Source organism: Fuerstiella marisgermanici (genome assembly GCF_001983935.1).
GTDB lineage: Bacteria > Planctomycetota > Planctomycetia > Planctomycetales > Planctomycetaceae > Fuerstiella > Fuerstiella marisgermanici.
The window spans coordinates 5,731,770-5,756,543 of record NZ_CP017641.1; the positions used below are offsets into that span (position 1 = coordinate 5,731,770).

19 protein-coding genes and 5 tRNA genes are annotated in these 24,774 nt (G+C 55.9%); 15 read left to right on the forward strand and 9 right to left on the reverse strand.

Annotated elements, in window-relative coordinates; all coding sequences use genetic code 11:
* The first annotated feature begins 276 nt into the window (after positions 1 to 276).
* Positions 277 to 1,050, forward strand: a complete 774-nt coding sequence (locus Fuma_RS21400) for an inositol monophosphatase family protein (protein WP_218922236.1) — start codon at positions 277 to 279, stop codon at positions 1,048 to 1,050.
* Here Fuma_RS21400 and Fuma_RS21405 read toward each other — a convergent pair.
* The gene (locus Fuma_RS21405; protein WP_077025917.1) at positions 1,047 to 1,523 is read right to left on the reverse strand and encodes a hypothetical protein; all 477 of its coding nucleotides are present in this window, start codon (positions 1,521 to 1,523) and stop codon (positions 1,047 to 1,049) included. The genes Fuma_RS21400 and Fuma_RS21405 overlap by 4 nt on opposite strands.
* Positions 1,524 to 1,618: 95 nt before the next feature.
* Positions 1,619 to 2,716 (reverse strand): DUF1559 domain-containing protein, encoded by a 1,098-nt coding sequence (locus tag Fuma_RS21410; protein WP_077025918.1) that lies wholly within the window; start codon positions 2,714 to 2,716, stop codon positions 1,619 to 1,621.
* A 407-nt stretch (positions 2,717 to 3,123) separates the two neighbouring features.
* Here Fuma_RS21410 and Fuma_RS21415 point away from each other — a divergent pair, with 407 nt between their 5' ends.
* Positions 3,124 to 4,272 carry a DUF5658 family protein gene (locus Fuma_RS21415; protein WP_077025919.1) on the forward strand — a complete coding sequence of 383 codons (1,149 nt, stop codon included), beginning with the start codon at positions 3,124 to 3,126 and terminating at the stop codon, positions 4,270 to 4,272.
* Between the two features lie 224 nt (positions 4,273 to 4,496).
* On the opposite strand, the gene Fuma_RS21420 is transcribed toward Fuma_RS21415, so the two are convergent.
* Both Fuma_RS21420 and Fuma_RS21425 read right to left on the reverse strand, forming a co-directional pair.
* Positions 4,497 to 7,232, reverse strand: coding sequence for a serine/threonine-protein kinase (locus tag Fuma_RS21420; protein WP_077025920.1), 2,736 nt, complete (start codon positions 7,230 to 7,232; stop codon positions 4,497 to 4,499).
* Positions 7,222 to 7,854, reverse strand: a complete 633-nt coding sequence (locus Fuma_RS21425; protein ID WP_077025921.1) for a sigma-70 family RNA polymerase sigma factor — start codon at positions 7,852 to 7,854, stop codon at positions 7,222 to 7,224. Before Fuma_RS21425 ends, Fuma_RS21420 begins: the two co-directional genes overlap by 11 nt.
* Before the next feature lie 403 nt (positions 7,855 to 8,257).
* On the opposite strand from Fuma_RS21425, the gene Fuma_RS21435 reads away from it, so the two are divergent.
* The gene (locus tag Fuma_RS21435) at positions 8,258 to 8,854 is read left to right on the forward strand and encodes an RNA polymerase sigma factor (RefSeq protein WP_077025923.1); all 597 of its coding nucleotides are present in this window, start codon (positions 8,258 to 8,260) and stop codon (positions 8,852 to 8,854) included.
* A 639-nt stretch (positions 8,855 to 9,493) separates the two neighbouring features.
* Positions 9,494 to 9,721 (forward strand): hypothetical protein, encoded by a 228-nt coding sequence (locus Fuma_RS34930; protein WP_145944297.1) that lies wholly within the window; start codon positions 9,494 to 9,496, stop codon positions 9,719 to 9,721.
* Between the two features lie 87 nt (positions 9,722 to 9,808).
* Here Fuma_RS34930 and Fuma_RS21445 read toward each other — a convergent pair whose 3' ends face one another.
* The 3 genes from Fuma_RS21445 to Fuma_RS21455 all read right to left on the reverse strand — a co-directional run bounded on the left by Fuma_RS21445 (position 9,809) and on the right by Fuma_RS21455 (position 11,984).
* On the reverse strand, positions 9,809 to 10,612 hold the full coding sequence (locus Fuma_RS21445) for a TatD family hydrolase (RefSeq protein ID WP_077025925.1): 804 nt from the start codon (positions 10,610 to 10,612) through the stop codon (positions 9,809 to 9,811).
* Entirely contained in the window at positions 10,609 to 10,923 is a 315-nt protein-coding gene (locus Fuma_RS21450) for a hypothetical protein (RefSeq protein WP_218922238.1), read from the reverse strand. The genes Fuma_RS21445 and Fuma_RS21450 overlap by 4 nt, the downstream gene beginning before the upstream one ends.
* A gap of 134 nt (positions 10,924 to 11,057) precedes the next feature.
* The gene (locus Fuma_RS21455) at positions 11,058 to 11,984 is read right to left on the reverse strand and encodes an MBL fold metallo-hydrolase (RefSeq protein WP_229360704.1); all 927 of its coding nucleotides are present in this window, start codon (positions 11,982 to 11,984) and stop codon (positions 11,058 to 11,060) included.
* Between the two features lie 230 nt (positions 11,985 to 12,214).
* Between Fuma_RS21455 and Fuma_RS21460 the strand changes: the two genes are divergently transcribed.
* The 3 genes from Fuma_RS21460 (at position 12,215) to Fuma_RS21470 (ending at position 15,612) form a co-directional block, all read left to right on the forward strand.
* Entirely contained in the window at positions 12,215 to 12,889 is a 675-nt protein-coding gene (locus Fuma_RS21460) for an ABC transporter ATP-binding protein (protein WP_077025926.1), read from the forward strand.
* Positions 12,889 to 14,094, forward strand: a complete 1,206-nt coding sequence (locus Fuma_RS21465; protein WP_083732219.1) for an ABC transporter permease — start codon at positions 12,889 to 12,891, stop codon at positions 14,092 to 14,094. Before Fuma_RS21460 ends, Fuma_RS21465 begins: the two co-directional genes overlap by 1 nt.
* A gap of 327 nt (positions 14,095 to 14,421) precedes the next feature.
* Positions 14,422 to 15,612, forward strand: a complete 1,191-nt coding sequence (locus Fuma_RS21470; protein ID WP_077025927.1) for a M24 family metallopeptidase — start codon at positions 14,422 to 14,424, stop codon at positions 15,610 to 15,612.
* Positions 15,613 to 15,615: 3 nt separating this feature from the next.
* On the opposite strand, the gene Fuma_RS21475 is transcribed toward Fuma_RS21470, so the two are convergent.
* The gene (locus Fuma_RS21475) at positions 15,616 to 16,755 is read right to left on the reverse strand and encodes a DUF1559 family PulG-like putative transporter (protein ID WP_077025928.1); all 1,140 of its coding nucleotides are present in this window, start codon (positions 16,753 to 16,755) and stop codon (positions 15,616 to 15,618) included.
* 659 nt (positions 16,756 to 17,414) lie between these two features.
* Here Fuma_RS21475 and Fuma_RS21480 point away from each other — a divergent pair.
* From Fuma_RS21480 to Fuma_RS21530, 8 genes are all read left to right on the forward strand, one after another.
* Positions 17,415 to 17,486: transfer RNA gene (locus tag Fuma_RS21480), tRNA-Phe, on the forward strand.
* Positions 17,487 to 17,661: 175 nt separating this feature from the next.
* Positions 17,662 to 17,733 (forward strand) — tRNA-Glu (locus Fuma_RS21485).
* 25 nt (positions 17,734 to 17,758) lie between these two features.
* Positions 17,759 to 17,831, forward strand: a tRNA-Arg gene (locus Fuma_RS21490).
* Positions 17,832 to 17,928: 97 nt separating this feature from the next.
* Positions 17,929 to 17,999 (forward strand) — tRNA-Thr (locus tag Fuma_RS21495).
* A gap of 398 nt (positions 18,000 to 18,397) precedes the next feature.
* Positions 18,398 to 18,473 (forward strand) — tRNA-Ser (locus Fuma_RS21505).
* Positions 18,474 to 19,011: 538 nt separating this feature from the next.
* Positions 19,012 to 20,115: a slipin family protein gene (locus tag Fuma_RS21515; protein ID WP_077025931.1), complete on the forward strand. Its 1,104-nt coding sequence runs from the start codon at positions 19,012 to 19,014 to the stop codon at positions 20,113 to 20,115.
* Between the two features lie 295 nt (positions 20,116 to 20,410).
* Positions 20,411 to 21,595 carry an LptF/LptG family permease gene (locus tag Fuma_RS21525; RefSeq protein ID WP_077025933.1) on the forward strand — a complete coding sequence of 395 codons (1,185 nt, stop codon included), beginning with the start codon at positions 20,411 to 20,413 and terminating at the stop codon, positions 21,593 to 21,595.
* Between the two features lie 566 nt (positions 21,596 to 22,161).
* The gene (locus Fuma_RS21530) at positions 22,162 to 23,127 is read left to right on the forward strand and encodes a universal stress protein (RefSeq protein ID WP_145944298.1); all 966 of its coding nucleotides are present in this window, start codon (positions 22,162 to 22,164) and stop codon (positions 23,125 to 23,127) included.
* On the opposite strand, the gene Fuma_RS21535 is transcribed toward Fuma_RS21530, so the two are convergent.
* Positions 23,128 to 24,606, reverse strand: coding sequence for a sulfatase family protein (locus tag Fuma_RS21535; RefSeq protein ID WP_077025935.1), 1,479 nt, complete (start codon positions 24,604 to 24,606; stop codon positions 23,128 to 23,130).
* Positions 24,607 to 24,774: the final 168 nt, after the last annotated feature.

Here is a 24,774-nt window from a genome sequence, read left to right on the forward strand (position 1 = left end):
TCCGGAAAGGCGACAAACGGAGCGACCGACATGTCGTATTTTTGTGGCGCATTTTGAAGAAGTTGAATTCGACGTCAGCTCACGACTTGCGGTCGCGACCTGCGTCCGCGAGATTCTGGCATCCGTGTGCCGCAAACGCCAACGACTTCGTGACAAACTCGACAGCGTTTCACGCTGACTTGTGGCCGCGGAAATCGATTCTTGCTCTACGTGGGCCGGCTCACACGAGCCAGAACCGTCCACAACTAAACGTAAATTGCTCTAAGCCAACTTACTGTGAGTATTCAGCAAACAGCCAAAGAAGCCGCCACCGCAGCGGGCGACATTCTGTCCGACTATTTTCACAACGGCGTGACCATGCGGACAAAATCGGCATCGGTCGATTTGGTCTCCGATGCAGATGTGAATGCCGAACGAGCCATCGCCGAGGTCATCCGCAAACACTTTCCGGAACACAGCATTCTGGGCGAAGAAGAGAATTCAGACGACGTCAACACGCCGCATCTTTGGATCGTTGATCCACTGGACGGCACCACCAACTTCGCTCATGGCATTCCGCATTTCGCCGTTTCCATCGCGTACTACCGTGACGGCCAGGCTGATACAGGCGTCATCTTCAACCCGATTCTCGGCGACTGGTACATTGCAGACCAAACCACCGGAGCGACTCACAACGGCCAGTCTATTCACGTGGGCTCACAAACGCGGCTGGATGAAGTTCTGATCGGCACGGGCTTCTACTATGACCGAGGTGCCATGATGGAAGCGACCTTGGCATCAGTCGACCGCCTGTTTAAACAGCAGATCCACGGCATCCGCCGATTCGGTACTGCATCACTGGATTTGGCGATGGTGGCGTGCGGGCAGTTTGGAGCGTACTTCGAATACCAATTGTCACCGTGGGATTTTGCCGCCGGGCGGCTTCTGGTCGAAGCAGCCGGTGGCAAAGTCACGACGTGCGCAGGTGGCCCGCTGCCGTTGCAGAAAACGAGTCTTCTGGCGTCCAACGGGAACCTGCACGACGACGTGCTAAATCTGGTCCAACGTTAGTCGGCCAATTCGACGTCCACCTTATTCGGCCCCTCTTTGGTGACCACGGCAATCAGCCCCGAGGTTGCCTGATCGGCGTAACGAGCCGGAACTTCGGACTTCAGCGCGGGCGACTTGACAGGCGTTTGCACACCATAACCTGGCGGCTGATACGCTTCGGATTCAATGTCCGGCTCAGGCGCGGTCACTTGCGGCGGAACATACTTGGTGACGACCATGATCGATCGCCCTTCCACAGCACCGTCGTTGGCTGAAAACGTGGTGAGCTTGTACTCGCCTCTATCGTTTGTGCGGCCGAAGGCGCTTCGTTTCTTTTCGGCATTAAAGAAGGTGAGGTCTGCGCCGACCACCGGTTGGCCTTTGTAGGTAACGACTCCCGTGACCGGATACACCGGTTCGGGCGGGGCCAGTGTTCTGCCGCAGCCGCAAATGACGGCCGTCAGTAGCAGACTGGTCAAAACAGATTTACTCATTTCTTGACTCTCAGTTGTACGATTTTTTAACGGACAAAACGCCCGGCCTGGCGAAATATCGCGCCAGGCCGGATTCATCAAAACAGGAAGCGACACTAAAACTCGCCGACAACTTCACCGCCAGCTCGAGTTCCCAGAGCACCCCAGACACCGTACGGACTGTTGGCACCAAGAAAGGTGGCAACACCAAGATTTCCGGTGTCGATGTTCTCGGAAATAAACCGAACCGAACCGTCTGCGAGCAGTACCTGGACGCCGCCAGTATGCTGGCTGCTGGCTGTCAAAACGGATACCGCTGAGTCGGAATTGTTGTTGGCATCATTGGTGCAGGAAGCGGAGTTCGGTGCCAGCACCGTGTTAAAGGCAACGTTTTCCGGCTGACCATCGCAGTAGGTTGAACTGAACTTGCCCTTCACTTGCGACCAGTCGGTGTACCTTTCACCGTCGCTGATTAGTGCTGCGGCGGCAAGACACGCACCCGGATTGGTGACAATAGCAGGCACGTTGTTCAGAATGCCTTCTCGCAGCGTTGGAGACCCTTTTCCTCCCATTGCAAAGGATGCGATCTGACGTTCAGCTATGGCAACAGTGTTGCTGCTGCCATCGGTGATGTCTCGCAGACCAAAGGTTCGGTTCAATGCGAACAGACCGTTGCTGTCCCATGCATCACGTCCACTGGGGGCAGCTGTGCCAATGAAGTCACCTCGGCTGAAGGCATAGTTATTGACACCGCGAGGGCGATCCACGCCTGGGTCTGACGGGCAGCGAAGGCTGGTCATCTTCTGATTCCACCCGGCCCAACCGTTCCACCCCGCTGGCCCACCCGGCGGAATTGGAGGACTGGTAGTAGGGTCGCCACCTTCGATCAGTTCGTATTGCGCCGACTGCTCAAGATAAGGAAACAGTGAAATGATGCCCGACCGGCGACTATAGTTGCCATCGAAACGAGTCGCGTCACCGTTGCCGCGAGTCCCACCCTTCATGTAGACGAATTTGTCAAAGACGTCGTGGTAGTTGTGCAAAGCAAGCCCGAGCTGCTTCAGGTTGTTTTTGCATTGGGTGCGTCGGGCGGCTTCGCGAGCCTGTTGGACGGCAGGCAGAAGCAGAGCGATCAGGATTGCGATGATGGCAATCACGACGAGAAGTTCAATCAAAGTAAAACCGCGTGACCGGTTGAGTTCGGGACGTCTCATGCGACGACTCCTTGGGGAAGAGATCTGAATTTGACAAAGTAAGAAACACCTCCGAAGAAAAACGAACTGTCTTTTTGGGCAAACTCCTACAACGAAAATGGCGGGCAGGCTGATACGGGGCCAGACGCGAACCCCCAAAAACTCGGGCCACCGCACTTCGTTCCGCGCTGACGTGACCTCGATCATGCAATTAACCCGGCACGGGAATTGCGGTGTCGGCAATTCGTAAATTTTCTTAAATTCTCTTACCTGTCGGATTCGTCCATTTGATGATGTCTCCTCAAATCCAGAAATTGACGCGACTCGCACGGACCTTCCGTGGGTTTACGCCAACAGCGGCCCGTTCAAGAAAAAAGTTCGCTTTGCACATGCCTGATGCCACTGCGCCTATCACCGGGAATTCACCGATGCCCGTCTCCGACTCCGTAAAATTTCCTGTCAGCCAGCTCCGTCGTGCCGGTTTGCGCCTCACCACTGTGCTTGGCGTCGCTTCAGCAGTATTAATCTCGAACGCCTTCGCCGGCGACGCGGCTGAATCACAGGGGCCGTCTTCAGATTCCGCGATTGAATACTCTGACGTCGTAAACGGTGGGCTGCTGTTTGTCGACGGAACGCACATTCCCGGCCCGCATTCTGTGCAGGCGACCAGCGAAACGATTACTGTAAACGGCGTCCCTGTGGAGGTGACTCTGGACGGTCGCGATTTCGACGACATGATGGAAGACGAAGACTGGGACATGGATCGCGTGGAACGGCGTGGCCGCAGTCGAAGTCGTCGAGGATCGCGGGAAACTCAGCAAACCCCGGCGCGTTCTGCCCGGCGACTCGTGCAGTGTTTGTCAGACGACTTTGATGTCGTAATCTTCTCGGGAGAACCGCTGCGAGTGATTCCAATGGGGGACGACAAGTACGCGTTGTATACCGGACTGCTGACCAATGAACCCACATCGGAACAGCGTCAGGAGTTCCTGCGCGTTGCCAAAGACCAGTCCGCTGTTGTGCTCTGGGACCAGTGGCTCACCGAATTCCGCATTAGTTCCACACTGCGGAAACGACTTGAGCAGTTCGTCACGGAAAGTGACGCAGTGGTGGCAGAAATGGAAAGCAAGATGGCCGCTCAGTATCGGCTCGAAACTTTTGCCTACCCATTGACGCTTGTTGGCATGATGTTGGGCGTAATCGCCTTCGGGCACATGCTGAAATGGACGGGCCGCAATTTCGTCTGTGAGCAAAATGGTGGCAGCCCTGTGGAGACCATTCGCTGTGTGGAAACCGGCCTGTTGCTCATGTTGGGCATGTCGGGTGTCGACCTGCTGTGGACAATCATGGCAGGACAAGCTGGTGTGATGACGGAAGTCAATCCGCTGGCCGCCAGCTTTATTCATTCCCCTTCCTCGCTGGCCTTATTCAAAGTTACGGCCACCGCCATCGGGTGTGGCGTGCTGTATGCCTTTCGCGAACGACGTCGCGTTCAGGAAGTCACATGGTGGATGTGCCTTGTCTGCGTGTTGGTCACGTTCCGTTGGGTCATGTTTGATTCCATGACGACATCGTAAGCCAACCATGCTGACCAGCCGTTCTAGGTGTGTAACCGACGTTGGGTTGCAGGATCATGATGCCTGTAACCATGAACGACGCCACCTTTCTGAATGCCACGACCGGCATAAACTCACGGGCAGACAATTAGCTGCGGAGTCGAGTTGGGGCATCGAGGTTTTGCGGAAAAAATCGAACGTGACTGCGAAAAGACCTTAAAAGCCAGTATTTTCGCCTGTTAGAGTCACCCCTGAGGCTGGCCTAAAAGCAATCGAATTTCGTTAGCTTCCTCAAACGCCGCTTTCGCGCTGGCGTGCGCACCGCTGTCGGTCAGAACTTCACCCAGGTCTTCGAACATACCGGCGAGTCCGTAGTTGCCAAACGAACTTTCGGGACGCAACGACAGGTAATGTTTCAACGCTGTGATGCCATCCAACAGAGCAGTTTCGGCATCGCTTAGACGGTCCAGCTTGCGCAAATTCTTTGCGTGTTCCCGCAGCGAGTAGGCCAGAAAAAATCCGTAGACGGGAACGTCAGAAAAGTCCTCTACCAGCCCCTGATACAACAGGACTGATTCTTCAAACCGCTCGTCAGCAGCCGCTGGCGACGCTGTACGGCTCAGAATTCCGGCTTGTTCCTTCAGCGTTCTTGCCAACAATGCTCGGTATCGCGGAATGGGCGGGTACTTCACGGAGAGCGACTTTGCCAGTTCGACCGCTCGCTCGGTTTCGATTTCCTGGTGTTCAAGGTTTTGTTCGTCGCGCGATCCAAACCTGCGCGTGATGAGCATTTCGCTTAGCTCACACTGGTAATCCGGAACGTTAGGAAACTCGGCCACAAGCTCTTCCAGAATTGCGATGCCCGCACTACGCAGCTGATCCGCCTTTTTGCGACGCTGCCCCTGGGACGAGGTTCGGTAGGCTCTCGCCAGCGATAACCGGTAGTCCGCCTTTTCAGGATGTTCTTCGACCAGAGACTCCAGAAGCTCGACCGCGTCTCGATGGCATCGCCGCGCCTCGGAATACCGGCGAATCAGCTGCAACACCTGCCCGAGGTTATGTTCGGTTCTCGCGCGCTCTGCACGGAATTCTGCGTCGTTTTGATGCGTCGTCTTCAGCAGCATTTGCTTCGCTCGGCGGAATTCGCCCTCCGCTTCTGCAAACCGACTGGAACGGAACATCCCAAGGCCCATCTGATTAATCGTGCTGGCTCGTTCCGCGACGACAGCGGCGTTGTCAGACGCGTTTTCAGCTTCCAGAATCTGCAGGCATCTGCGGTATGCCTGTTCGGCTTTTGTGTTTTGTCCAAGTCGCTGATAGATGTCTCCCACACGTCGGTGGACTTTCGCAGTGTCCCTTCTGAGTTGCGGGTTGGTCGTATTCTGCCTTGCGAATCGGTCATAAAACCGCAGGGCATTTTGAAGTACAGCAGCGTTGTAATCGGTCACCGCCAGTTGCGGTTCAAAGCCTGCTTCAGGGTCATCGGCATCGCCGGTCGCGATCGGATGAGCCATCCAGCTTGATGCGAATCGCTCAAGGATCTGATCCATCGACTCCAATGCCAAAGACAGATTCGCCTCCGCCCGTGCACCTTGTACAACAGCCTCGCTCCATTTCGAGCTGATCATAACAAATGACAACACCGCCCCTAAAACGAGCGCAGAACTTAGTGTTGCAACAATTGGGTTACGTCGTGTCCAGCGCCACAGTCGGCCGGAAATTCCAATCGGGCGAGCGGCCACAGGTCGCCCATCAAGGAAGCGCCTCAGATCATCGGCCAAATCTGCGGCAGACGAATACCGTTGCGCAGATTTACCAGCCATTGCCTTGTGAACGATCGCGGCCAAATCGGGTGGAATTCCAGGACGCAGCGTTGTGGCTGGGACAACATCGCCTTTCATGATTTTGTTGATCAGCTTTGCTTTGCTCTGTTCCGAAAATGCGGGCCTTAAAGTCAACAATTCGTAGAGCGTCACTCCCAGGCTGTAGAGATCGCTTCGAGCGTCCTGTTTTCCGTTCAGATGTTCGGGAGCCATAAAACGAAGCGTGCCGACAACCTCCGCGCGGTCATTTCGTTCTTCCGATTCCAACAGAGTGGCCAGACCGAAATCGGTCACCCAGACAGTCCCCTGAGGATCCAGAATCAGATTTCCCGGTTTGATATCTCGGTGCAGCACGCCGTGAGCGTGAGCGTATGCCAGCGCTGCCGAAACCTGAATTCCGATGTCTGCCACCGTTCGGAAATCAAGCAAGTCTGCGACCGGCGAGTGCACCTCCGACTCTGCATTCGACAGGTCGCTTGCGACACTGGCGGTGGTCACGACTTCCGAATCTGCGTCGCTTTCCGTGATGTTGGTCACGGTGCTGGAAAACGCGATTGGCGGTGTGTAAGTGAGATTTCCCTTCGTGACGGATGGATCCGGTTCCGTCATGGCGGGCTGCACAAATTGATCCAGTCCTTTTCCCTGAATGCACTGCATGACGTAGTAGTGCAGTCCATCCTGTTGACCAACGCCGAACACAGGAACAATATTCGTATGGTGCAGACTGGCCGCCGTTCGCGCTTCACTGTGAAACCGCTTTAGCTGACGCGAATCTGCAAGCACCTGACGCGGAAACAACTTCACCGCCACTCGACGCCCCAGCGACTGCTGTTCAGCTTCGTACACCACCCCCATACCACCGCGACCGACTTCGCAAATGATGCGATAATCTCCCAGCTGTTCGGGCGCTTCGACCTGCAGGTCGATTCGGGTGGAAGACGATGACAGCCGATTCCGGCGAAACTTCTCCATCGCCAGCATGGCTGGGAATAGCCCTCGAATCTCCGAGGCCAGTTCCGGGTGGGAGGAGGCGTATTCCTGCACACTCGCGACCTCGCCACGGCGCCGCCGATCCAGAAATTCCTCCGCCAGAACTTCAACCGGATTGCGGTGTTCTGCATGATCAGTGATCACGTCGTTGTAGGCGTCATACTTCATCAAAGAACCCTGGTATGTCCTGCAGGACTTCCTGCAACCGAGACAATGCACGGACATAGCGGTTGCTGGCGGCCGCTTCTTTTAGCCCCAGCACCTCCGCAACTTCGCTGTTTCGCAATTCTTCAAAATGCCTTAGTGCCAGAATTTCTCGATCGATCTCATCCATGTTATCCAGCGCTTCTTCAATGATCGAAATCATCTCGGCCCGCATCGCCAACTGACTGGGCGACGCCAGATGTGCAGCAAGCTGCATCGCCATCGATGCTGATGTGGCCGCCAGTCGACGGTGGTCCAGCGAAACTTCCTGTTTCACATTGCGAACTTCTGCTTTCAAGTGTCGTCGGTGAACGTCAATCAGCCGTTGCGTCGTCAGTTGGCGCAGCCAGACATAAAACGACAGTTCGGGCTTCTTTCGGTAGTGCTCCAGACGCTGGACAGCATCAATGTAAACCTCCTGCAAAATGTCGGAAGGATCTTCTCGCGCTCGAAGACGACGGTCCATGCGGAATTCAAGCATCTGCTTCAGTCGACTTCGGGATTGCGAGAACTGCTCGATAAAGCTTTGTTCATCGCCCGCCTCAATGGGAATCGAGGGGTCTTTATGGGGGCCTGAATCCGACATGTACTCTCTAACTAAATACGTTGTCGCCGTTTGGCTTACACAGGAATTCGGGCGAATTTTGACCGGTCTGAGAATTCCGTGGATCACTCGATCGTGGTGAATCGCAATCACAACGACGACGCGCGTTTTTTGAAGGGAGGCAGGCTGGTCATTCATCGTATCCGGCATTCTGCGCGTGCACGACAAAAAGTCCCGGTCGGAACACAAATACGCGTGTTTTCAGCGGCCGCATCAGACGCGGCACGCCAGTCATTTGCCGGCCACCGTGAACAATCTGGCCAAAACCAGTGTAGAACGGCGTGGCGAGCCGTTTACAGGAGAAGACACATCGCGAACACATTCACCAAACAGGACGAGCCACGCGGCACACGACGCTGCCTGTTGAGTTGGAATGGGAATTGAAATGATTACTCAGACAAACATTTCTGTGATCAAAGACCCAGATGCGCGCTTGATGGTGCGCGTCGGCCAGGGCGACTTTGCGGCATTCGACGAATTGATGTCCCGATATCAAAAACGCGTCCACGGTTTGGTCATTCAAATGATGGGCAACGATGTGGAAGCAGAAGATCTGGTGCAACAGGTGTTTCTGCGAGTCTTCAGTGCGCGCAATACCTACGTGCCGTCTGCGCAGTTTGTCACATGGCTGTTTAAAATTACCCGAAACGTGGCTCTAACAGCTCGCCACAGTCGAGCCCGACGGAAGAATTCTTCGTGGTCTCAGCAACATCCCTTAAGCAAAGACCGAGCGCAACATGATCAGGTCACTTCCGAGGCTGGCCCATCGGAATTTGCTGAACGAACGGAATTGCTGAATCAACTTCATTCGGCCATGAATCGGCTCAGTGAACGAGAGCAGAACGCTCTTAAATTGGTCTATTTCGAGGGCAAGAATGCGCATACGGCCGCGACGCAATTGGGCACGTCAGCAATTGCCGTTAAATCGCTTGTCTCCCGAGCGAGGAACAAACTGCGGAATACGCTTCGCCCATCGGCCTGAATTGGCCAGCAGCGTCATTCGTGCCAATTCAGGCGAGCGGCAGGTTGATGCGACGACAGCAGCAACTTCGAATAAAGAATCCGGATTGACTTCATCGGGCTTCTGGGAACAATAGAGTTCACAGGAGACAACAGTTGATCACCACACTCAAGACAACTCGCACCATCGTAGGCCTGATTGCAGCCTTGTCGCTGTTAGTTCAGCCAGTCGATGCGACTGCGTTTTCGTGCTGCGGTAGTGGAGCGTTGCTGCAACCGACTGCCTGTGCCAGCTCCGGTGCCCCTGCAAGCTGTTGCAAGGTTGATCGTTCGGCCAATTGTTGCGATCGAAAGCAAACCGCGACAACCGACAGTGATTCGTGCAACTGCGTTTGCTGTCGACAGACGTCGGTCCCGACGATTCCCGCGAACTCGCGTGGGCCTGAAGTCGATTCTGTCGGGTTTGGATTTGTCAGCCTGCCTGCCGACGGACGCTGTTCCGATTCGACCGGGCTGAACCGCATCGACGCTGATTTAGGGCAAGAATTGCCGAGACTGCAACAGCGTCTGGCAACTCTTTGCATGTGGAGGAATTAGCTCAGGAGATTGTTCGTTACCTCAGTATTCTTTCGAACTCTCTCTTTTTTCAGGAGCTAATTCCATGAAGAAGTTATTTGGTCTTGCTGTCCTTAGCGCCGCGACTGCGGCCACCGCTTTTGGAGCCTTCGGTACGTCACCGGCGGCCGCTTCGCCCTGCGATTGCTGTCAGGAATGCAGGTGCGACGATTGTGCCTGCGAGGACCTCGGTTGCGCGTGCGACACCGGTGGCGATTGCTACTGCGACGACGCCTGCTGTGCTGCCGGCGGATGCTTTGTCAGCACCGACTGACAAACGCAGTAAACGATAAATCGTTTACTGAACAAAGAAATGAAGCCCGGCATTTTCGAATGCCGGGCTTCTGTATTCTTCATTGCTTTAATCGCGGATCGCAAACTGCGGTGACTGACTTAGAAACGTTTGCGGGTTGGCAAACGTAACCTTGTCGATCGTAGCGGCCGAATGACCACGCCGCTGCATTTCAAGGCGAGCTTTCGGAACCGCCAGCGGATCGCTGCAGCCCCAGTCGCCGGCGGAATTCATCCAGATACGTTCGTTCCCGTACATCTCGATAATATCGGCTGCTCGCTGAGGCGTGACCTTTGTGTCCGGGTACAGCGTCATTCCCGCCCAGAAGCCACGGTCCAGTACTTCGCCGACCGTATGTTCCTCGACATGGTCAATCAAAATCCGGCCCGGTTCGATGCCGCTGGCGGACAGGGCATCCATAATTAACCGAGTGCCTTTCAATTTGTCTTCCAGGTGCGGTGTGTGCACCAGAACCAACTGATTGTGTTCGGCGGCCAGCGCGATCTGTTCTTCCAGAATGATAAGCTCATTCTTCGTGTTCTTGTTCAGCCCAATTTCGCCAATGCCAAGCACGTTGCCCTTGTCCAGAAACTCGGGAATCAGCGACACAACTTCGCGAGCAAACCCCGGATCGTCTGCCTCTTTGGGATTGATGCACAGCCACGTGAAGTGCTGAATCCCAAACTGAGCCGCTCGCTTCGGTTCGTACGCGGTTAGCTGTTGGAAGTAGTCGTAAAAGCCCTGAGCCGACGAACGGTCGAAGCCTGCCCAAAACGCGGGTTCGGTAATGGCGACGCAGCCTGACTGAGCCATCCGCTGATAGTCGTCGGTCGTGCGGGAGACCATGTGAATATGAGGGTCGATGTACTTCATGCTGTGCCTCCGCTGTTGACGTTCACGGCCCCGGAAGCGCCCTTCATTCCTTCCGCAGACTGCGGCATATCGGAAGAATAATCGCTAAACAATTCCAGAATCCGTTTCGCCCGATGAGTCTCACCGTCGGTAAGAATCGCAATCGCTTTTCGAAACGCGGTGTCGCGAAAGTCGTTGACCGGCGCAGACGTTCCTCGATCGATACGGTCCAGATAGGCAGCGATATCCACCAGCTTGGCGCGGTGTTCCATAAAGTAGGTTTCGACCACCTGTTGAGCGGTCTGCGGACTTGTGTTTGTAACGTCGTTCAAGACTGTTGCCTCGCTTTTTTGACGGGCCAGATAAAGACTTCCGGTCGTTTGGTCAGTCAACCGTCGAACGCTTTCGTTTGAGACTGATCTGCAGCCATTTTATCCCCACTCAGCCACGGGTTCCACTCACCAAATTAACCCAGTGGGATTCGCAAACCGTCGTAACCTGGTTCAATACCGTCAGGCAACTCATTCAACAGTTCGTCGTAGTCCAATTCGTGCGACATGTGCGTCAGGATGGCTTGCCGCGGTTGTATGCGTTCGATCCACTTGACCGCCTGGCCAACGCTTAGATGAGTCGGGTGAGGTTGATGCCGCAGCGCGTCGATTATCAGCGTGTCCAGACCTTCAAGTTGCTCTCGACTTTCTGCCGGGATGGTCGAAACGTCTGTGCAAAACGCCACGTCCCCGATGCGATAGCCAATGATCGGAAGCTTGCCGTGAGTCAAGCGGATCGGCAGCACGTCCAATCCCAGCACATTGAAGGATTTCCCCGGCTGAATGCGTTCGAACCGAAGTCGAGGTGCCGCAAACCGGTGACTGTGCGTGGTCGGATCGGTGAACGCATAGTAGAAGATTTGCCGAATACTCTCTTCGACATCTTCTTCGCAGTACAACGGAATTGTAAAGGTCGCGTTGGCCTGGAAGGACGTTTCATCGAACTCCGCGCCGTTCAGATCCGAAGTTCGCATCGCTTCCGTACGGAGTTCTTTTTCGAGACGAAACCCAAAAATCCGCAGGTCGTCTAACCCCATCACGTGGTCGGCATGGGCGTGAGTAAAAATGGCGGCTCGCACCATCGACGCGCCGCTGGCAAGCAACTGCAGCCGCAGTTCCGGGCCCGTGTCGATCACAAATTCTCCGCCGGGAGCTTTCACCAGCACACCCGACCGTAGCCGCCGATTTTTCAGATTTCCGGAAGTGCAAACGGAGCACGGGCAGCCCACCACCGGCACTCCCACGCTGGTCCCGGTCCCCATCAAAATCAGCTCAGACGGTGAAGCGACTGCGTCTACATGGTCAGCGGATGCGTGACTGGTATCGGATTCATCGGGCGACAATGGGCGAACTCTGTCTCGGTGTTTTCAGGTTTTCAACAAATTGCGGTAGTGCACCAGGCAGTAGGATAGAGGACCAGTCCGACCAGAAACAGTGTTCGCCCCGTGTACATTTCCGGCGGGTGCCTCGTGTCGAACAGCAAGTCGCATTCAATGCAGCTTGAACCAGGCAATCGACTCCCCTACAAGACCCGTAAGCTAATAACTCAATCGACAAATCCGCCTTCGCCACAATGATCGCCATCAGTAATCTGAATTTCCGATACCCCAGCAGCGCCTTCGATCTGCGCGTCGACGACCTGCAGATTACTCCGGGCAGCGCCACGGCGGTCGTCGGGCCGAGTGGCTCCGGAAAGACGACGCTTCTGAATTTGATCGCCGGGATACTGCGGCCGAACAGCGGGCAGATCACGATTGAAGACACCAAAGTCACCGCACTACCAGACGCTGCAAAACGAAAGTTTCGCCTGAAGAACATTGGCATGGTGTTTCAGGACTTTGAACTGATCGAATATTTGAACGTCCTGGACAACATCCTGCTGCCGTGCCGCATCAATACATCATTGCCGCTGACTGTCGACCTTCGTCAACGAGCCGAAGAACTGGCGGCGTTGGTTGGTATTAGCTCCCACCTTCGCAAAAGCGTGACGAAACTGTCCCAGGGCGAACGGCAGCGAGTCGCCATTTGCCGAGCTCTGCTGACCAGGCCTTCGCTGCTGCTGGCCGACGAACCGACCGGTAACCTGGACCCCGTGACGTCCGAACAGATTCTGCAACTGCTGCTTAAGACGGTGCGTGACGAAGGAACGACTTTAGTCATGGTGACCCACGACCATTCGCTGCTGCACCACTTTGACCACACGGTTGACTTCGAACAGTTCCTGACCGCCGCAGCAAAGGCCGAGTGATGCTGCGGAATGCTTTTTACCTGGCGCTGCGTTCGCTCTGGTGGTATCGCGGGCGAGCCATCACAATCGTGCTGTGCCTGGCTTTGACACTGTGGCTGCCGATCACCGTGCGACTGTTGCTAAACCAGTTCCGCACAGACATCGTTTCCCGAGCCGAATCGACACCGCTTGTGATCGGTGCGAAGGGTAGTCGCATCGACCTGGCTCTGCTGGCATTGTACTTCGACACGATCCCGCCCGATGCAACCACAATGGCGGAGGCGAATTATATTCAGGACACCGGCTTCGCCACCGCGATGCCGGTTCACGTCGCCTATCGAACTCAAAGCATCAACAATCAGGACGGCGTGCCGATCGTGGGCACTACGTTGGAATACTTCGAATTTCGAGACCTGTACCTGGCTGAAGGCAATGGTCTCGCCATGTTGGGCGACTGCGTGGTCGGCAGCAATGTCGCCAGCCGAATGAACCTGAAACCCGGCGACAAGATCCTGTCCGCCCCCAAAAACGCCTTCAACCTGGCGGGTGATTATCCGTTGCGAATGAACATCACCGGAGTGCTGGCGAAATCGAATTCGCCAGACGACGACGTTGTGTTTATCGACCTGAAGACCGCATGGATCATCGACGGCATCGGCCACGGACATCAGGAACTCGCGCATGAATCCGTCGACGACGGCATGCTGCTGGAAAAGTCAGAGACGTCTGTCACGGCCAGTGCGGCCGTTCTGCCGTTCACTGAAATCACGGCGGACAACATCGATTCGTTTCACCTTCACGGTCGCGAAGAAACGTTTCCCATTTCCGCCGTAATCGCGAACCCGCATTCGCGAAAGGACCAGACCCTGCTGCTTGGCCGCTATGCATCGGCACGGACCGAGACGGCTCAGTGCGTAAAACCGGCCGGCGTGGTGCATGACCTGTTGAACATTGTGTTCCGAGTCGAACGGCTGGTGTGGCTGAGCTCCATTCTGTCCGCCTTCGTCACTGCACTGTTGTTGGGACTGGTTCTGTTACTTTCGATCCGCCTGCGAGCCGCTGAAATGCAGACCATGCACAAGCTTGGTTGTAGTCGTGCCACGATTGTGTCATTGATCGGCACCGAGATATTCCTGATGACTCTTGCCGGAATCCTGCTGGCTCTGTCCGCCGCATGGCTAAGCAAGCTGGCCGCTGCAGACTGGTTAAGGTCGTTGTTGTTTTGACGACTACTTGCGCCGCGTCCCACAACTGATTGCGGGAGGGTGCGTTCGAGCGAAGCAAGATCGGGGAAGGGCGGCGCACTGCGAAGTTGGCTTTTGAATGGTGCCAGCCGTGTCGCGCGGACGCCCCCTCCCGAACGTTGCTTCGCTCCGTCCGACCTCCCCCAATGCTTCGCTTGGGGGAGGTGAAAGTGATGGCGTTGAAATTGCCTGGTCGCCGTAATACGCGAGGCCAACTCAACTTTGTGTCGGCACACGCGGTACTCGCACTGCACCGCACTTATCAGTACATTTCTGCCAGTCAGCTCCCCACGAATTAGAAAGCCCCACATGTTCAACCTCACCGCCGTCCAAAACGCTCTAAAGCAATTCGGATTCGATGGCTGGTTGCTATACGACTTTCGCGGCAGCAATTTGCTGGCTCAGCGAGTCCTGCAACTCCCCGCTGACTTCGTCAGTTCACGCCGCTTTCTTTATTTTGTGCCCACCGACGGCGAACCTCAGAAGCTGGTGCACCGCATTGAAAACGATGTGCTGGACCACCTGCCTGGCAAGAAGAACGTCTACCTGAAGTGGCAGGAACTGGAGGCAGGAATTGAAGCGATGGTGTCCGGCTGCAAGTCGCTGGCCATGGAGTACTCGCCTCGCAACGGCAACCCTTATATCTCACGAGTCGATGCAGGCACGGTGGAACTGGTGAAGTCGTTCGGATGTGACGTGCAGGCGTCCGGCGATTTGATTTCCATTTTCGAAGCAACGCTTTCCGAAGAACAACTGCAGGCCCATTACGCGGCTTGCGACGTGTGTAACGCGGCGTTCGGTGTTGCGTGGAAGTTCATTGCGGATCAGGTGCGAGCCAACGCCAGTGTCGAAGAAAAGGCCGTGCAGGACACGATCATGCAACACTTCGCCGATCACAACCTAACGACATATCATCCGCCGATCGTCGGGGTCAACGAAAACGGCGGCAACCCACATTACGAAACCGGCCACGGCGCGAACACCACGATCCGTGAGAATGATTTCGTATTGATCGACTTGTGGGCCAAACAAGACAAGCCCGATGGGATCTACAGCGACCTGACTCGCACAGGTTTCGTCGGCACCGAAGTGCCCGAAAAATACACAAAGATCTTCAACATTGTCGCGGCCGGTCGAGATGCCGGAATCGAATGCGTCAAAGCGGCGTTCGCGGCCGGCACACCGCTCCAGGGTTGGCAGGTCGACGACGCCGTGCGCAACGTGATTGCCGACGCGGGCTACGGCGAATACTTCTGCCACCGCACCGGCCACAGCATGGGCCAGGAAACCCACGGCAACGGAACTCACATCGACAACCTGGAAACTCACGAAACTCGCCTGCTACTGCCGCGCACCTTGTTCACAATTGAACCCGGCATCTATCTGCCTGAGTTTGGAGTCCGCAGCGAAGTCGACGTGTACATTCACGCCGATGGCCGAGTCGAAGTGACGGGCGGTCCGGTGCAGACGGAAGTGGTTAAGATTCTGGCCCAGTTTTGAAGCCTAAAAATCATCTGCCGTCACAGGTTGTTCGGAAACGAAACCGGACAAGTCCCGTTCCCGCGTCCCGCATGGTGTCATCAGACAAGTGTAGACACGGAGGTCGATGTTCTCGCTGATCGTGAGAACCGAACCATCACAGTATGCGAATACGCCGATTCCGGGATGGTTCGTGTTGGCGAACGGAGCTTTACCTTCGCCAGCATTCTTCGACTGATTGATGGCAGGGCTGAATGGCTTGCTGATGACAACGTCCGCAAGGCTGCCATCATTGCTGTGTATGGTCTTGTTGATCTGCTTGGCGTCCACGGGGAGAACCAAGCCGCTGCTGCCGATATGCGGATCCGCCCATGACGGTGTGTTGTTGCCGGGCCGAGTTCCCGCATTGATGTTTTCGCCCAACATAATCGTGTTGCCGGACCCATCGTAGATTTCACCAACCACATGGTGCTTGTAGCGGAGATCATCTTTACCACCGTCTGACGGTGAGCCAAACTGCGGCCAGAACACACCGAAGTCGCGAGTGATCGCTGCGTCTTCAAGGTCTTCCGGTGGCAGAATTCCATTGCCATTCCAGTCGAAGGGCTCCACCATAAAATGATGCCCGGATTCGAGCTGACATTCTGGTTTCGGGCCAACGGATGCGATCCAATTCCTGTCGCCGACGCCGCAATTAAGGGCGTAGCTTAGGCCGCCGTCGACGAAGAAGGACGAGGGATCCTCCGGACACCCGAGGAAGTCGAGTTTTAGTCTGGACAGCTCAGCATTCGAAACGCCACTCCGGTCGGACGATCTGCTGTTCCATGGTTGAGTCTTGTCCCAGCGGTCGTATGTGCCCTGCCCGTCCATGTACGGAAGCAGGTCCACGACCCAGCTCCGACCGTCGAAAATCACTGAGGCGTTGTCGTCGTCCCGTATGCGGTCCAAATAGTGAGCCTGCGCAGGAAAGCGGCCATCGTTCGTCGAAGCGAAGTTGAGAATCGCAACGGTAACGTTTCGCTGGTTATCCAGACATTGCGTGCGACGTGCTGGGCCTCGTGCGGTCCTCACCGCAGGCAGAAGCAGCGCCAACAGCACCAAACAAATAAGAACGACCGTTACCATTTCCAACAGCGTCAGTCCAAGCCGGTTTGAAGTATTCATCCTGTCTCACCTTGTTGTAGACGGTACTGTTCGATCGATTCTCGCCGCAAGGCGAGCACCAAAGTAGCCATCATCGCTCCGCGTGATGAGCCGCGCGGAATTCGGCCACGCACAATTTTTAGTCATCGTCCGGATGCACAGTTCCGTGTAAGCCTGCACGATCCGGACAAGACTTGAAGTCTATTCAGACTCCTCCCTGCGCGGCTCGTCACGCGGAGCGATGACGGCTACTTGGGGAACTCAGCCACGCCCTCTCAAAACGCGAACGTCGCTGGAACTTCCGGGACATCATTCTGCTTTTTCTCAAAACGGCGCGAACTCATTCCGCCAAAGCACGTCTAACCCTACACGAACGCCGTGACGTCAGAACCGGAACGGCACCAACGACAACGTTTAAACATAAGCCATCAGCTGTGTCGATTTTGAACCCAAATTATCTGAGCTGCCAACCAACGAACGGAGACTTCGGTTTCCGACCGACCAGCACATTTGCGTGTTTCGAATCTGCTTTGCGGGCTGAGACGGCAAACGGCTTTATTGACGGCATGCCCATAGCCATGCCGCATTTTTGACTCCTGACACTGTGTCGCGAAAGCAACGCAAAGCTCGGAGTCATCACTGACGCCGGGCTTTTTTTACGCGCCCGCAGCAACAGAAACGGGTCGGTAGCTGAGATGGTTTAGCGGCGGTCTGAAGAACCGCAGACGAGGATTCGAGCGCCTCTCGACCCACTGAGGCCACTGCCTCTGACGAATCACATGACCGATCGAAAGTGCTCCCGCCGATCATTCAGTATGGCAAGTCAATACATCGCCGACGGTCAAGTGACCACTGGAGCCTCATAAGCTCCGACAGTCAGGTGCAAGTCCTGAGTCGGCTACTTTCACCAATAACAAATAACAAAACGGCGCGGTCGTCTATTGGAAGGACACGCGGGCTTTCACCTCGTGGACGCCGGTTCGAATCCGGTTCGCGTCAATCAATCTGCTATTCAGAACAACATGGCCTGTTAGTGAAATTGGATATCACGAGACGCTTCGAACGTCTTATTCCGGGTTCGAATCCTGGGCGGGCTACTTGATCACGAGAAGTGTTGTCGATGGTTCGACAACACTTCTGATAAAGCACTCCACGAGGTTCGATTCCCTCGCGGCGGACTTGATCAATTTCGTTGGCACTGTCGTCTAACGGCAAGACTCCTGTTTTGTAATCAGGCGATGCGGGTTCGATTCCTGTCGGTGCCTTTTGAACACCTAGCACTCGGCGTTGCTTCAGAGTGGGATCTGAGCGTGGCTGTAACCCACGTGCCTTCGGGCCATGCGGTTCGATTCCGTACGGCGCCATTTGCATACAACCGTGCGGGCGAGCCGGTGCTCAGTTGGCTTTCATAAGGCCGACCTGACGGGATCAACACCCGTGTCCGCGATTTAAGATTCCGAAATTCAGAATGTGTAAACGGGGCTGCCGGAAGGTCGGACTTTTCCTTTGCACGGAAGATGGCGGGGAGCGTTACCCCGCGGCTCCATTCTCGATCAACGAATTTACAAGCAAGCGTGATGCTGTTCAGACCAGCGGCGCTCTGCGTGCCTGTTCGCAGGATTCACGTGGCGTGTTCCGAACATGGGTTATGAACGGAACAGCATCGACGTGGTAGCTCACTGGGTAGAGCATCAGGCTACTAACCTGACGGTAGCGGGTTCGAATCCCGTCCACACGACCCGTTCGGTTGTGAACCGAACCACCCCCGAACGCGACTGCGTTCACCAATGGCCCGAGGAAGACGAACGATTGTTGGATCGACGGACGATGGCATTTCGTGAGGTGATCTGGATTTGCGGCATCGTCGCGAATCTGTCACCCGCGACAATGTCCGTCGCACCGCAGCATGCACGGCTCGCCCTGCAGTTCACGGATACCGCCTTCCGAATGTGTGGTTGAATTCGAAAAACTCAGATCGAGGACGCTCGCGGTAACGCAGCGGCCGCCGAGATGACGCCGTCGAACAACGCCACACAATTCGGTCGGCTCAAGCGATACTCCGCGAGTCCACATGTGATCGGCAAACGTTTCGTCTTCCGACGGTTTTGAAATCAAACCCGTTCCCAGGCTCCGGTTTGGAAACGCAGATCCCGGAAGCGTTGCTTGCCGAAAACAAAAAGACAGATTGTCAGCGAAATGTTGTGCGACGAAGCAGAGCTTCGTGAATAGGTGTTCCCAGGCTGGAGCGTGGGAACAAGACAAGAGAGGGAAAAGAAGATGATGTTTAAGCGATTCAAAATCCGAACGTACGAAGTTGGCCTGGAATTCCGTGAAGGCGAATTCCGTGGTCTGCTGCAAGCCGGTACGTACTGGCGTTTCGATCCACTTCGCAAAGTGCAGGTGGGCGTGGTGTCAAAGCGAGATCCATGGCTGCAGCACGACAAGCTCGACGTCATCGTCAAGTCCGGCGCACTCGCCGACCACGCGATCGTTGTTGATCTGAAGGACCACCAGCGAGCTCTGGTGTGGGTTGAAGGTCGCTTCAGCCACGTGCTGCCAGCTGGCCTGTACGCTTACTGGACCGGTGTGAAAAACGTAAAGGTCGACATCGTGGATGCTCGATCGGTTCGTTTCGAACACACGGACCTGCGTGTGATTGCGGCTTCGCCAATGGCTACGCGAGTACTCGACATTTGCTCGGTCAACCGGCAGTGTGTCGGCGTTCTGTTTGTCGACGGCAAGTTCGTCGACACGCTGTCGCCGGGCCAGTACGCGTGGTGGAAGGGTGCCGGCGACGCGAAGGTCGTGGAAGTGGACACTCGCGAAACGACCGTAGACGTCAGCGGCCAGGAAATCATGACGCTGGACAAGGTGTCTCTGCGCATGAACGCGGCCGTGACGTACCGAGTTATCGACGCAGTGAAGGCAGTGACGTCTACGGACGATTACTGCCAGTCGCTTTATCGAGAAACTCAGCTCGCACTGCGAGCCGTGGTCGGAACTCGCGAGCTTGATATGTTTCTGACGGAGAAGGAAGCCGTCGCAACGGATATCGAGGATCTCGTGAAGCGGCGTGCCGGTGAACTGGGTCTGCAAATTGCTTCGGTCGGAATCCGAGATGTGATTCTGCCGGGCGAGATGAAGGACCTGATGAACCGCGTGACGGAAGCGAAGAAGGCGGCAGAAGCCAACCTGATTTCGCGCCGTGAAGAAACGGCTGCCATGCGTAGCCAGGCGAATACCGCAAAGGTACTCGCCGACAACCCGACGCTGATGCGACTTCGGGAACTGGAAGTTCTGGAGAAGATCGCGTCCAACGGCGAGATGAACATTGTGCTCGGCGAAAAAGGACTGGCCGACCGCGTTGTGAATCTGCTGTGAACCAGCCGGCTTCGGATTCGCTGTAACAAGCGGCCCCGGGGCCGGCTTTTTTGCATTGCGGCTGGAAAAAAACAGGGAATTCACGGGCATTTGCCAATCTTGAATGCCCGAAACTGAACTTGCCGTGATCTTCTAATCGCCGTATTCTCCATGCCTTCTTCGGCCTGCACCGACAGGATGTCGCTGCGCCGAGAGACCAGAGTCCAATTCGGAAGAATCCGCACGGAAGCGAATCGCTGAAACACACCGAATTCACAACTGAACAGTCCACCGCGCGGTCGCACGGAGGCCGCTCGTGAAGCTGCTGCAGCGCTACATTTTGGGCGAGCTGCTGCGGGTCTTCGCATTGCTGCTAATTGTACTCACCGTCCTGCTGGTGTTTGTTGGCGTGCTGCGCGAGGCGGCAGACCAGGGCATGGGGGCCAAGCAGATCCTGCAGATTCTGCCCTACGTCGTGCCCAGCATGTTGCCGTTTACCATTCCCGCCACTCTACTGCTGGCCGTGACAGTCGTGTACGGCAGGCTGGCCGGTGACCTGGAAGTGACCGCGGCCAAGGCAGCGGGCGTCAATCCGCTGCGCCTGCTGATGCCGGCATTCGTGCTGGGAATCGTGCTGGCGTTTGCTTCGTTTGGGCTAACCAACTACGCAATCCCCTGGGCCATGGGAAATATCGAACGAATCGTGACGCAGGCCATGGAAGAAATCTTCCTGGACCTGCTGCGTTCGCAACACACAATCAGCGAACCGGAAAAAGGATATTCCATCACAGTTGGCGACGTGTCACCCACCGGCGTCCTGATTGATGCGACGTTTCGCTATCGCAACGGAAATCACGAACAAGTCACGATGCGCGCCAGCTACGCAAAAATCAGCTTCGACCTGGAAAACAAACAAGCGTTAATCGAACTGAAGAACGCTCGCGGTCGCGTTCCCGGTCGTGATACCGAAATGATGCTGGACGGGCAGGTGATTCCGTTTCCGATGGATCTGCAGCTCACCAAACCCAAACCTCGCTACATGACAATTGACTCCATCCGCAAAAAGCTGCACGAATTCGAATCCGGAATCGTCACGAACAAGCTGCAGCGAAATCAGGAAGCTGCCATGGCAATGCTGACCGGCGACTTTCAGCACTTGGCCAGCGAACAAATGAAAGAATACGCAGGCTACACCAAATTCGCGAACGGTCGACGACGACGCTTTGAGACGGAAATCCACAGCCGCTACGCAATGGCGGGAAGCTGTCTGTTTTTCACATTTCTGGGAGGCCCGTTTGCCGTCCTGCAGGCTCGCAGACAGTTCATCACCAGCTTCATTATGTGCTTCCTGCCGATCCTTCTGGTGTACTATCCCGTCATGTTCCTCATGGCCAATCTCGGCAAATCAGGCTCCGTGGATCCGACCTGGGCCATGTGGGTCCCCAACGCAATCCTCGCCGTCGCCGCCACAGTCGTGCTAAAAAAAGTGATCCAGCATTAGCCGGTATGCCGGTACGCACCGGCGGGCGATTGGCGTGGTGGGCTGAAGAGCAGGGCGTGAACTGAAGCGCCGGCGGTGCTTCCGTTGGTCGCGGGTGAGGATCCGGGCTCTCCGGGTGCAAACAGCGTAGGCGGCTGGCTGTGGCTTATGGCTTTCGGCGTTACACATACAAGAGCCTCATGTTGTGCCCATGGCGCTTGTCGGCGCTGTATGCCGGTACGCACCGGCGGGCGATTGGCGTGGTGGGCTGAAGAGCAGGGCGTAAGCTGAAGCGCCGGCGGTGCTTTCGTTGGTCGCGGGTGAGGATTCGGGCTCTCCAAGTGCAATCAGTGTGGGCGGCTGGCTGGGGCTTGTGGCATTTCGGGTGTGAAAGCCACGGACGTGGTTCCGTGCGAATTTGCGGACGCGATGTGGCATGCGTCTGGCCAAAAGCTCCGCTCGGCGTCGACGGGTGGGTGGCGTTGGCATGCTGGACGCTGGTCCTTTTGTACTTTTCAGAATATGGTTCCATTGAATACGCACGACGTCCCGCTTCGTTGGTCGCACAGTTTAGAAGAACAGGTCTGATGCATTCCGTGAAGAAAATTACTGTTGGTGTAGAGATGCCGGAAACTCGGCCATGGAACGCTGCCAACATTGCGGCGCCCAGTCGGCTGGCCGTCCGTCAGGCTTTTGGCGTGGCCGAAGCTATGGGAGTTGCGGTCACTCTGGTGTCCGTGCTGCCGGAAATATCCTACGGTTTTTTTGGTTCGGACGAAGCCGTCGAAAGTCAGGCCGAAACGGACCGCACCGAAGCCGCAGCGGTGCTTGAAGATCTGAAACAGCAGTATTCCGAGAAGTCCAGTCGGCCACTGGAAGTGACAACCACTGTCGCCTTTGGGCGACCATGGTTCCAAATCCTGAAAGCAGCCGGCACCGCGCGCGACAACTTGATCCTGTGTGGAACTCGGCACAAAGGGGCCGTCAGCCGCCTGTTGTTTGGCAGCACTGGCCTGAAGCTTCTTCGCAACGCAGTCGGTCCCGTCTGGCTTGTGAACCCGCGGATTGACGACGATGCAGATCTGGACGTCCTGGCAGCGACCGACTTGACCGATGTGGGCGAAGACGTGTTGGCGACGGCTGTGGCTCTCGGCCAGGCGTTGCCCGTGCGACTGAACGTGCTGCACGTCATCGACAACGAATTCGACAGCCAAATGGCCCACACTGGCGTGTCTGCAGAAGAACTGGCAGGCTATCGTCAGAAGGCCAAATCCGACGGCGAAGACAAGCTTCACGAACAACTGTCCGCCACGGATTATCGCACCGTTCCTCTGGGCGTACAGACGCATATCGCAGAAGGCCCGCCGGACGCCTGCATCCTTTCAGCCATTGAACAGATGGATATCGACCTGTTAATTATGGCCACATCGGGGCGCGGCGGCATTCCCGGCATGCTGTTTGGAAACACGGCCGAACGACTGTTGCCGGAACTGACCTGTTCGTTGCTGGCCATCAAGCCGGACGATTTCCAATGTCCGATCTCATTAGACTGACTACTTAGCGGGCTGGTCCCATAATCGATACGGATCGTCCCACTGCTTTTGCTGCGTAAGCAGTAACGCCTCCAATTCTGCACGCTTGTTCGCATAGGCGGGGTCTTCCGCAAGATCCTTTTGATGGGACTCCGGTGTGTGCCCTGTCAGCGCGACGACATCAGGTGATTGATGTTCGTGAAGGAATTCCTGAGGGTTCTTGTTCAGGTCGAACAGTTGAGTCTCCTGAACGGCGCCGTCCATCACGTCGTACTTAATCAGCTTCCAGCCGTCGGCCGTTTTAACGCTACGCATACCCGGTTTTGTTCCGCCACAGTAGACGCCATACAACACGTCGCGAACACGTTGTGCTTTGCCTTCCAAAACGGGTCGAAGGCTCTTGCCATCTGCACCGTCGGGGATATCAATCCTCGCAAGATCACACATCGTCGGGAAGACGTCGGACAAATAGCTGAACCCCGACGCTGTGCTGCCCGGTTTGATTCCCGGCCCACTCACTAAAAACGGAACTCGCCAGGTATGCTCATACAGGTTCTGTTTGCCCATCAAGCCGTGGCGACCAATGGCAATCCCATGGTCAGAAGTGAAAAAGACGTACGTATTTTCAAGCAGCCCCATCGATTCCAGTTGATCCAGCACACGACCAATTTGCCGATCGATGTTCTCGATGCACGCATACTCACGGCCGATTTCGTTACGAACCGCAGCCTCAGAACGTGAGGCCATCACGCCGGCAACTTTCAATTCATCACGCAAGTTCGGATGTCCATGAAAAAACGGGTGCGCCGGAAGATAAGTCGCCGGAAGCTCCGGCGCGCCGGGAAGAAAATCTACCGGCGGATCACTCGCATTAACCGCGTGGTATTTCGCCAGAAGCTCGTCGGTGCCGTTCCGCGGATCATGCGGATGCGAAAAACCGAGAAACATTAAGAACGGACTGTCGTCGTTCTTCGCTTCGCGCTGCTGCAGAAAGTCCAACGCTCGCTGGCCGTGGAACTGGCTGCCAGTTTCTGCATCCGTACCTCGCTTGTCAGCCATGTCGTGTCGCACGGTGAAGTGTTCGTTGGCCGCCTTGAAGGTATTGCCTCGCTTACACGTCCTAAATGTGTCGTAGCCTGCTGAGTTGAACACAGCCGCCATACTCTGTTGAGCCACCTCTTTGGCGTTGTACTGTTTGCCGGCCTTCTTGTTTTTTGAGCCGGGAATTTGCCACACGCTGCGCCCCGTCATGATCATCGTCCGCGACGGCAGGCAAACCGCGCCGGACCACGAACCCATGTGATGCGCGTCGTGCAGCAGGATGCCTTGCTCGGCAATGCGGTCGATGTTAGGCGTCTGGCACACATCATTGCCATACGCACCGACCGATTGTGGCCCCTGGTCGTCGGTGAGTATGAACAGAATGTTGGGCCGTTCTGCAGCAGCGGCGCAGCGGACCAACAATAACAACACGAGAGTATGGCGAAGTGCGGATTTCATTGTCGAGTCCCAGCAGAAAGGCAAGGTTGGATACCGTGAACATAGTAACCAATCTTTGCTGCGACGTTCTACGACACGCCCCGCCACGACGTGGCGAAACCACAATCGACCGGCATAACGACAGAAAGCCCGGCTTTTCGAAAGCCGGGCTTCTGCTGTAATGGTCCA

Excerpts from the sequence above, each read along its gene's own strand:
- Fuma_RS21405 (WP_077025917.1), bottom strand. The coding sequence starts at position 1,523 with ATGAGTAAATCTGTTTTGACCAGTCTGCTACTGACGGCCGTCATTTGC.
- Fuma_RS21410 (WP_077025918.1), bottom strand. The coding sequence starts at position 2,716 with ATGAGACGTCCCGAACTCAACCGGTCACGCGGTTTTACTTTGATTGAA.
- Fuma_RS21415 (WP_077025919.1), top strand. The coding sequence starts at position 3,124 with ATGCCCGTCTCCGACTCCGTAAAATTTCCTGTCAGCCAGCTCCGTCGT.
- Fuma_RS21420 (WP_077025920.1), bottom strand. The coding sequence starts at position 7,232 with ATGAAGTATGACGCCTACAACGACGTGATCACTGATCATGCAGAACAC.
- Fuma_RS21425 (WP_077025921.1), bottom strand. The coding sequence starts at position 7,854 with ATGTCGGATTCAGGCCCCCATAAAGACCCCTCGATTCCCATTGAGGCG.
- Fuma_RS21435 (WP_077025923.1), top strand. The coding sequence starts at position 8,258 with ATGATTACTCAGACAAACATTTCTGTGATCAAAGACCCAGATGCGCGC.
- Fuma_RS34930 (WP_145944297.1), top strand. The coding sequence starts at position 9,494 with ATGAAGAAGTTATTTGGTCTTGCTGTCCTTAGCGCCGCGACTGCGGCC.
- Fuma_RS21445 (WP_077025925.1), bottom strand. The coding sequence starts at position 10,612 with ATGAAGTACATCGACCCTCATATTCACATGGTCTCCCGCACGACCGAC.
- Fuma_RS21460 (WP_077025926.1), top strand. The coding sequence starts at position 12,215 with ATGATCGCCATCAGTAATCTGAATTTCCGATACCCCAGCAGCGCCTTC.
- Fuma_RS21465 (WP_083732219.1), top strand. The coding sequence starts at position 12,889 with ATGCTGCGGAATGCTTTTTACCTGGCGCTGCGTTCGCTCTGGTGGTAT.
- Fuma_RS21470 (WP_077025927.1), top strand. The coding sequence starts at position 14,422 with ATGTTCAACCTCACCGCCGTCCAAAACGCTCTAAAGCAATTCGGATTC.
- Fuma_RS21475 (WP_077025928.1), bottom strand. The coding sequence starts at position 16,755 with ATGAATACTTCAAACCGGCTTGGACTGACGCTGTTGGAAATGGTAACG.
- Fuma_RS21515 (WP_077025931.1), top strand. The coding sequence starts at position 19,012 with ATGATGTTTAAGCGATTCAAAATCCGAACGTACGAAGTTGGCCTGGAA.
- Fuma_RS21530 (WP_145944298.1), top strand. The coding sequence starts at position 22,162 with ATGCATTCCGTGAAGAAAATTACTGTTGGTGTAGAGATGCCGGAAACT.
- Fuma_RS21535 (WP_077025935.1), bottom strand. The coding sequence starts at position 24,606 with ATGAAATCCGCACTTCGCCATACTCTCGTGTTGTTATTGTTGGTCCGC.